Below are 3,005 nucleotides of genomic sequence, written 5' to 3'. Positions count from 1 at the left end.
GTTGTAACAACTGATTTTACCACTGGTGGCATAGCCACTTATTTCACCAGCGGATTTTAAACTTAAGTTTTTCTTTTTATTTTAAATTATCGTGTTCACCTCGGAGATATTTATGGACACTACACAGACCGGCACTATTGCCTCTGCAGCCTCAGGTTCCAGCACGTCCTGGCGTAAATCAGATACCATGTGGATGTTGGGCCTCTACGGCACCGCCATCGGCGCTGGCGTCTTGTTCTTGCCTATCAACGCCGGTATCGGTGGTTTGATCCCGCTGATCATCATGGCGATCATTGCCTTCCCGATGACCTTCTTTGCCCACCGTGGCCTGTGCCGTTTCGTTTTGTCCGGCAAAAACCCAGGTGAAGACATCACCGAAGTGGTAGAAGAACACTTTGGTATCAGCGCAGGTAAACTGATCACCCTGCTCTACTTCTTCGCCATTTATCCCATCCTGTTGGTTTACAGCGTCGCGATCACCAATACCGTGGATAGCTTCATCACCCACCAGTTGGGTATGGCCTCGCCACCGCGCGCCATCCTGTCGCTGATCCTGATCGTTGGCCTGATGGGCATCGTACGTTTCGGTGAGCAAGCGATCGTGAAAACCATGAGTATCCTGGTATTCCCGTTTGTTGCGGTGCTGATGCTGCTGGCGCTATATCTGATCCCTAACTGGAGCAGTGCCATCTTCGAAAACGTCTCACTGGCCGGTTCTGGCGGCAGCTTGGGCCACGGCCTGGTGATCACCCTGTGGCTGGCAATCCCGGTGATGGTATTCTCGTTCAACCACTCACCAATCATCTCCGCCTTTGCAGTAGCAAAACGCGAAGAGTACGGCGTGGACGCTGAGAAGAAATGTTCCCGCATCCTGGGCTATGCGCACATCATGATGGTGCTGACCGTGATGTTCTTCGTTTTCAGCTGCGTGCTGAGCCTGTCCCCGGCGGATCTGGCCGAAGCCAAAGCGCAAAACATCTCCATCTTGTCTTACCTGGCTAACCACTTTAACAACCCGGTAATCGAGTACATCGCACCAGTTATCGCCTTTATCGCCATCACCAAATCCTTCCTGGGCCACTACCTCGGCGCTCGTGAAGGCTTTAACGGCATGATTGCCAAATCGATGAGAAGCCGTGGCAAAACCATCACCACCAACAAGCTCAACCGCATCACTGCCATCTTCATGCTGGTGACCACCTGGATCGTCGCCACGCTGAACCCAAGCATTCTGGGCATGATCGAGAACCTCGGTGGCCCAATCATCGCGATGCTGCTGTTCCTGATGCCGATGTATGCCATCCGTAAAGTGCCTGCCATGCGCAAGTATAGCGGCCACATCAGCAACGTATTTGTGGTCGTGATGGGCCTGATTGCCATCTCTGCCATCCTGTACACCCTGTTCGGTTAATAGCGCTCAGCCGGTGCCTTATGGCACCGGCTATCTCGAATCTCCCCCTCCTACCCCGCCGCGAACTTAAGCATCACCCATATGCCCCCTAAACGGCAGGCTGAGGGGAATTAACCTCAAGAAGGAAGCGAGACTATGGTCAGCGTTTTCGATATTTTCAAAATTGGCATCGGCCCTTCCAGTTCCCACACCGTCGGCCCGATGAAGGCCGGTAAACAGTTTATCGATGATTTGCTTGCCGCCGGGCAGCTCCAGGACACAACGCGGGTGGCGGTTGACGTCTACGGCTCTCTGTCACTGACCGGCAAAGGGCACCATACCGACATCGCAATTATTATGGGCCTGGCAGGTAATCTGCCCCATGACGTGGACATTGACAGCATTGCCGGTTTTATTCGCGATGTGGAACAACGCGGCCGCCTGTTGTTGGCAAAGGGTGAGCATGAGGTCGATTTTCCACAGCTTGGTGGCATGAATTTCCACAGCACTAACCTGCCGCTGCACGAAAACGGCATGTCGATCAGCGCCTATGCCGGCGAGCGGTTACTGCACAGCAAAACCTATTACTCCATCGGCGGCGGGTTTATCGTTGATGAAGAGAACTTTGGCCAATCGGCCAACAATAGCGTCGCGGTCCCCTACCCCTATCGTTCCGCGCTTGATTTGCAGCAGCACTGTAAAGATACCGGACTGTCGCTTTCCGGCTTGGTGATGCAGAACGAACTGGCATTGCGCAGCAAAGCAGAGATCGAAGCGCACTTTGCCGACGTCTGGCAGGTGATGCGTGCCGGGATCGAACGCGGCATGAATACCGAAGGGCTGCTGCCCGGCCCAATGAAGGTACAACGCCGTGCCGCTGCTCTGCGTCGTATTCTGGTCACCGGTGACAATAACAATATCGACCCGATGAACGTGGTGGATTGGATCAACATGTTTGCGTTTGCGGTCAATGAAGAGAACGCGGCAGGTGGCCGGGTAGTGACGGCGCCAACCAACGGGGCCTGCGGCATTATTCCGGCAGTGCTGGCGTATTACGACCAGTTTATCCGCCCGGTGAACACCAATTCCTACAGCCGTTACTTCCTGGCTTCCGGTGTGATCGGCACGTTGTACAAGATGAATGCTTCCATCTCCGGTGCCGAAGTGGGCTGCCAAGGGGAAGTCGGTGTGGCCTGCTCAATGGCAGCGGCCGGTCTGGCGGAGTTGATGGGCGGTAGCCCGGTACAGGTTTGTATCGCAGCAGAGATTGCCATGGAGCACCATCTTGGCTTGACCTGCGATCCCCTGGCCGGACAGGTTCAGGTGCCTTGTATCGAACGTAACGCGATTTCTGCCGTGAAGGCGGTCAACGCCGCACGTATGGCACTGCGTCGCACCAGCGAGCCGCGTGTTTGCCTGGATAAGGTGATCGAGACCATGTACGAAACCGGCAAGGACATGAACTCCAAATACCGCGAGACTTCACAGGGCGGATTGGCCATTAAGGTTGTGGCGTGTAATTGATATTTGCCCGCAGAGGTAATCGCTGTTTCCCCTCACCCCAACCCTCTCCCACAGGGAGAGGGAGCTGTACGGAGCTGCGTTCAGGTACGGG

The 3,005-nt window shown here is 54.9% G+C and carries 2 protein-coding genes; both read left to right on the top strand.

The features are described 5' to 3' along the window. Window positions 1-112: 112 nt before the first annotated feature. Entirely contained in the window at window positions 113-1,411 is a 1,299-nt protein-coding gene (locus tag ACLQ7H_RS07690; RefSeq protein ID WP_411752154.1) for an HAAAP family serine/threonine permease, read from the top strand. 135 nt (window positions 1,412-1,546) lie between these two features. Beyond that, window positions 1,547-2,914, top strand: coding sequence for an L-serine ammonia-lyase (locus tag ACLQ7H_RS07685; RefSeq protein ID WP_411752153.1), 1,368 nt, complete (start codon window positions 1,547-1,549; stop codon window positions 2,912-2,914). The last annotated feature ends 91 nt before the right edge of the window (window positions 2,915-3,005 follow it).

Origin of the sequence: Serratia sp. (in: enterobacteria) (genome assembly GCF_046715635.1) — a bacterium.
GTDB lineage: Bacteria > Pseudomonadota > Gammaproteobacteria > Enterobacterales > Enterobacteriaceae > Chania.
Note: the sequence above shows the minus strand (reverse complement) of the source record. Positions and strands in the feature narration are given on the sequence as shown.